The sequence below is a fragment of the Limnohabitans sp. genome, assembly GCF_044361645.1.
Lineage (GTDB): Bacteria > Pseudomonadota > Gammaproteobacteria > Burkholderiales > Burkholderiaceae_C > Limnohabitans_A.
On record NZ_JBIKIL010000178.1, the window covers coordinates 1 to 5446 of the forward strand.

A 5446-nucleotide genomic window follows, 5' to 3' on the forward strand; every position below is an offset into this window, starting at 1 on the left:
TTGCGTTTGGACAGCGAGTTGGCGTCTTTTGGCTTCACCCATTTGGTGACCTCTGTAAATCCGTTGAAACTGGCTACCAGTCTAGCTTGCGGCCGGTTTATGCAACGTCAACTGCCGGAAATAGGATCATGAAATGCTCAGCGATGCGGGCTGGGGCCGAGTGCAATTCGGCGCAAAGGGCAAAGCTCGTTCAGGCGGGCTGCACGCAGGAAATGGCGACATGGCCATGCGCCAAGCTGGGCAGCCAAAGGCCAGGCACCGGCAAATGGGCTCGGCGCCCCCAGGACAGGCAGTCCAGGGGCACTCGCGCCTAGCCAGAGACCTGCTTCGTCAGCCCCTCGGCCGCGCCCAACTGCCGGATTCAGGTTCAATTCAAACGCCGTAACGCTCTCGGTAGGCTTGCACATGCGCCAACTGGGCTGACCATTCGGGGTGCTTGTGGGCGCGGGTTTGCAAAAAAGCCAGCAGATCGGACAACTGGGCAATGGTGCAGACCTGCATGCGCAAAGTCTGGCGCACATACTGCACTGCGCTGTGCGGTAGGTCTCGCACAAGGCCATCAGCTTGGACTTCGGTGGCCATCTCTTGTCGGTCCAGGGCAATGGCCATGGCGTGTGCTTGGGCCCCAGCGGCTTGGATCAAGGCAATGGACTCGCGCGCGGCCGTGCCAGCACTCATCACGTCATCCACAATCAACACCCGCCCTTGCAGCGGTGCGCCGACCAAACTGCCGCCCTCGCCGTGGTCTTTGACTTCCTTGCGGTTGTAAGCAAAGGGCACGTTTTTGCCCAAGCGGGCCAACTCCACAGCCACAGCCGCCCCCAGCGGAATGCCTTTGTAGGCCGGGCCAAAAATCATGTCAAATTCGATGCCACTGGCCAACAAGGCTTTTGCATAAAATTGCACCAGCCGGCCCAATTTGGCACCATCGTCAAACAAGCCGGCGTTGAAAAAATAGGGACTCATGCGTCCAGCTTTGGTCTTGAACTGACCAAAGCGCAGCACGCCCGAGTCGACTGCAAACTGCACAAATTCCTGAGCCATCGCCTGCACTGGGGCGCTGCTTGCCTGTTCTGTCACCATGGGGAAAATCCTTGTTCAAACTCACCAGCCTCAACCTCAATGGCATACGCTCGGCCACCAGCAAAGGGCTTGAAGCGTGGCTGCGGCAAGAAAAGTCCGATTGTATTTGCGTGCAAGAAGTCAAAGCCCAAGCCAGCGATGTGTCCGGCAAGTTCGACAGCTTGGCCGAAATGCCGAGTCACTTCCATTTTGCTGAGAAAAAAGGCTACTCGGGCGTTGGCATTTACACCCGCCATGTGCCCAGCGATGTGGTGGTCGGATTCGATGACGGAGAGTTCGATGCAGAAGGGCGCTACGTGGAGCTGCGCTTTGACACCCTTGCCCGCAAGCTGTCCATCATCAGCAGCTATTTCCCAAGTGGCTCGTCGGGGCCTGAAAGGCAAGAGGCCAAATTTCGATTTTTGGACAAGATGTACCCGCACCTCATGGCCTTGAAGAGAGGGCGTGAGTTTGTCCTGTGCAGTGATGTCAACATCGCACACCAGCAAGCCGATCTGAAAAACTGGCGCAGCAACCAAAAAAACAGTGGCTTCTTACCCCAAGAGCGCGACTGGATGACCCGGCTCACCACCGAAGGGGGCGTGGTCGATGTCTACCGCCAATTGCAACCCGACACCACCGATGCTTGTTACACCTGGTGGAGCAACCGGGGGCAAGCCTACGCCAAGAACGTCGGCTGGCGCTTGGATTACCACTTGGCCACACCGGCCATGGCCGCGCAAGCCCTGAGCGAATCGATTTACAAGGGCGAAAAGTTTTCCGATCATGCACCGGTCACCATCACCTACGACCTCAGTCTGTGAAAGCGCCACTGGGGCAGAGTTGCTGGGTCAGGCCCTTCGCGCTTGACGCATCCATCGCATCCCCATTGTTTTGTAAGCCCAAGGAATTTCAAGTCAGGCCAGGGCAGTGGGGTCATTCAAGGGCGTTGATTGTCGACCCGGGCGCTGAACTGGACTCCAGTGTGCATGGCGGCACTTTGCCAACACCGCATGGGCTTTCTGGGTCCAGGCGCAGGTCTGGGATGCGTGCGCAAAGCTGGGATGACACAGATCGTGGCCGCGCGATGGACAAACACGGGGCCTCGCCCACGGCAAGCTTCAGGGGGCTGGACCCCTGCTCTTCAAGCGCGGGTGTAAGTCAACATGCGACCCCTGAACGCAAGGCGCTGGCCATGCGCTGCATGGTTCATCACCTGCTCTTGGAGTGCAAAACCGGCGCGTGCCATGTGCTGGTGAAACGCCGAACGGTTACCGCGGTTGGGGTCAATCACCCACACCTGTGCGTGGGGCGCTGCATGGGCGTTGATGAAACCGGCCAGGGCACCTTTGTCATCGCGTTCATACAAAATATCGCTGCCCACAATCAGGTCAAAAACACCCGTCAACTGGGTGTCCCGCGTTTGCGTCAACACCGGCAACCCGTCTTCGCGCAGTGCGGCTTGGCCCCATAAGCCGTGTCGATAAGTCAGGGGTGACAAGCCGTTCAGGCGGGTGTTTTCGTCTAAAAAGGAATGGGTCAGTGGATGGCAGTCACTGGCGGTGACCTGTGCGCCGCGCCTGTGCGCCACCAAACTGGACAAACCCAGACCACAACCCAATTCCAAAATGCGCTCATCCGACACGGGCCGCAAAGCCAAGCGTTCGGCCATGAACAAGCCCGATGGCCAAAGCAAACCAAACAAAGGCCAAGTGGCCGATGAGATGCCCATGTTCAAGGCCTCGTCCAAGGGGTCGTCAAACTGGTTCCTGTCGAGCAAGGAGCGGATCAGCAAATCATCTGCGCCAGCCACCGCGATGCTTTCCTGTTTGGTCAGGTAGCCGGGTAAAGAGGGGTTCAAAAAAACAATCGGTGCAGCGCGAAAACAAAAAACCAAAAGGCGCTGGCTGATGGCGACTGTACAGGCTTGCCCAAACCAGGATGTGTAGCCCGTGCCAGCAAAGTGCGGCACCACAGTGCGCGCTCGTGCAAAGCCAATTGTGTGCCGCAGCGAACCGACAGGCAAACCCAGTCAAGGCATTCTGCAACAGGCCCATTTTGGGCCACGGGACCTCACTGAAAGAATGCGCATGTTCAAACCCCAAAGCCTGGCCCGCTCGCTCTTGCTGTTGCCTGTGTTGGTGCTGGCGATGAGCCCCGCAATGGCCCAAAGTCTGCCCAGCGCGGGCGGACAATTGCGGCAAATACCCCCGGTCACCAACACCCGTGACAGCGACACGCCCACGGCGATTCAAGCGCCCGCAGCGACAGATTCCAACGCGGCAACGGGCCCCGTCTCGACCCTGCAGTTCAAAGTAGATCGCATCCAATTGACAGGGGTCAGCAAATTTGCTGAAGCCGAGTTGCTGCAAGTTGCTGGCTTTGAGCCCGCACGCGTGCTGAACTTGACAGACCTCAAAGCCATGTCCGAACGCATCACGCTGCACTACCGGCAAAACGGGTATTTGGTGGCCCGGGCCTACGTGCCCGCGCAGGAAATCCGCGATGCTGTGGCCACGCTGAGTGTGCTGGAAGGGCAATATGGCCAAGTCCAGCTGAACAACAAAAGCGCCTTAGACAAGCAAGTGCCACAAGATGTGCTGCGCGACTTGCAACAAGGTGACGTGATCACGCTGGCCCCGCTGGAAGAGCGTTTGCTCTTGCTGTCAGATTTGCCGGGTGTGCAGGTGCGCTCGACCTTGGTGCCGGGGGCCAGCTTGGGCTTGTCCGACCTGGTGGTCGATATCACACCGGATGCCCGCATCAGTGGCAGCCTGGACGCCGACAATGCGGGCAGCCCCTACACAGGCGAAGAGAGAATCGGTCTCACGCTGAACTTGAACAACCCCAGGGGCCGTGGCGACTTGGCCAGCCTGCGCGTGCTCACCTCAGGAGCGGGTTTGCGTTATGGCCGGGTGGCCTACCAAGTGCCACTGGGGCGTGCCCGTGTGGGCGTGTCTTACAGCGACTTGGCCTATGCATTGGGCCGCGATTTTGCGGTTTTGGGCGCCCATGGTCATGCCCGCGTTGCTGCATTGTTTGGCAGCTACACACGCCAGCGCACGCGCCAAAGCAACCAGCATGTGGGCGTGTCACTGGAATCCAAAAGATTCCATGACCAAATTGATGCCGAGCCCTCGGTCACCGATAAACGCGCGCAGGTGGCCGTGGTCACTGCTTATGGTGATCAGCGAGACGCATGGGGCGGCGGCGGGTTCAACAGCTATTCATTGGCGTGGACTGCAGGCAGCATCGACATCCTGACGCCCATTGCGCGGCAGCGCGATGCTGAGACCGCACACAGCCATGGCCCATTCAGCAAGTTGGCCTTTGCCCTGTCGCGGGTACAGCGCGCCAACGACAGCCTGAGTTTGTATGGCTCTTTGAGCGGGCAAATCGCCTCGAAAAATCTGGACGTCTCCGAAAAGATGGCGCTCGGCGGCATGTATGGCGTGCGGGCCTATCCCGAGGGAGAGGCTTACGCCGATGAAGGGGCCTTGCTGAGTTTGGAGGCGCGCCAGCAATTGCGCATACCCGGCCATGCCACTGGCCAATGGCAAGTGGCCGCGTTCATGGATGCAGGCATCGTCAAGCTGCACCACCAGCCTTGGCTGAGCACAAAGCAGCGCCGCCTGAGCGGCGCTGGCGTGGGCGTTTACTGGACAAAACCAGGGGACTTCTCGGTCAAAGCGTTTTATGCACGCAAATTGGGCAGCGAAAAGGCTTTGTCAGCGCCAGACCGATCAGCGCGCGCGTGGGTGCAGGCGGTCAGCTACTTTTGAGCCCCGGGGAATCAGCCACCACCAGCTCAACGCCCCGTATGCCTGTGCGCAGCTTGGCGCACCGTCGACAAGACCTGACCCAAACCTGTCGGCCTGGCCGCTCATTCCAACACCACACCTGGCCAGACCAATGGCTTGGTGCTCAGCGCTATAACCGAGGACCTTTGCATGAACCCCATTGACCACGCCACCTGGAGCCCCCACACGGCAACCAAAGTGGCCAGCGCAGAACACGCCCCAGCGCAGGGCAGGCCAAGCGCCTCCAGCAAGCTGGCCACCGCCCTGCTGGGCACAGGCGCCCGCCGCGCAGGCCACGTCATGGGCGTGTGGCGACCCCTGTCCCTGGCCTTGATGCTGGCATGGGGTGGGTTGGTCTTGGCCATGCCCAACGGCGGCGTGGTGAGTGCAGGCGCGGCCCACATCACACAAACACCCGGCCAAATGACCATCACCCAAAGCACAGCGCAAGTGGCGATCAACCTAGATCCGGCAGTTATTCTGTCATCGTGAGCTGACTTGGTGGATACCAAGGCGGCAGGGGGCGGGTGATTCTCTGCACCACGTAGTCCAAGAACGTCTTCCATCGATCCGCCTGAGGCAAC

5 protein-coding genes are annotated in these 5446 nt (G+C 59.6%); 3 read left to right on the forward strand and 2 right to left on the reverse strand.

Annotated elements, in window-relative coordinates; translation table 11 throughout:
* Nucleotides 1-372 precede the first annotated feature (372 nt).
* Complete coding sequence (gene pyrE, locus ACIQ39_RS18390; protein ID WP_396436032.1) at nt 373-1083, reverse strand: orotate phosphoribosyltransferase; 711 nt, start codon at nt 1081-1083, stop codon at nt 373-375.
* Between the two features lie 11 nt (nt 1084-1094).
* Here pyrE and ACIQ39_RS18395 point away from each other — a divergent pair, with 11 nt between their 5' ends.
* Nucleotides 1095-1886, forward strand: a complete 792-nt coding sequence (locus ACIQ39_RS18395; protein WP_396436033.1) for an exodeoxyribonuclease III — start codon at nt 1095-1097, stop codon at nt 1884-1886.
* Between the two features lie 320 nt (nt 1887-2206).
* On the opposite strand, the gene ACIQ39_RS18400 is transcribed toward ACIQ39_RS18395, so the two are convergent.
* A complete protein-coding gene (locus ACIQ39_RS18400; RefSeq protein WP_396436034.1) occupies nt 2207-2923 on the reverse strand; it encodes a class I SAM-dependent methyltransferase in 717 nt (238 codons plus the stop codon).
* A 229-nt stretch (nt 2924-3152) separates the two neighbouring features.
* Between ACIQ39_RS18400 and ACIQ39_RS18405 the strand changes: the two genes are divergently transcribed.
* Together ACIQ39_RS18405 and ACIQ39_RS18410 are read left to right on the forward strand one after the other, a co-directional pair.
* Nucleotides 3153-4844, forward strand: coding sequence for a ShlB/FhaC/HecB family hemolysin secretion/activation protein (locus tag ACIQ39_RS18405; protein ID WP_396436035.1), 1692 nt, complete (start codon nt 3153-3155; stop codon nt 4842-4844).
* A gap of 168 nt (nt 4845-5012) precedes the next feature.
* Nucleotides 5013-5354 carry a hypothetical protein gene (locus ACIQ39_RS18410; RefSeq protein ID WP_396436036.1) on the forward strand — a complete coding sequence of 114 codons (342 nt, stop codon included), beginning with the start codon at nt 5013-5015 and terminating at the stop codon, nt 5352-5354.
* Nucleotides 5355-5446 lie beyond the last annotated feature (92 nt).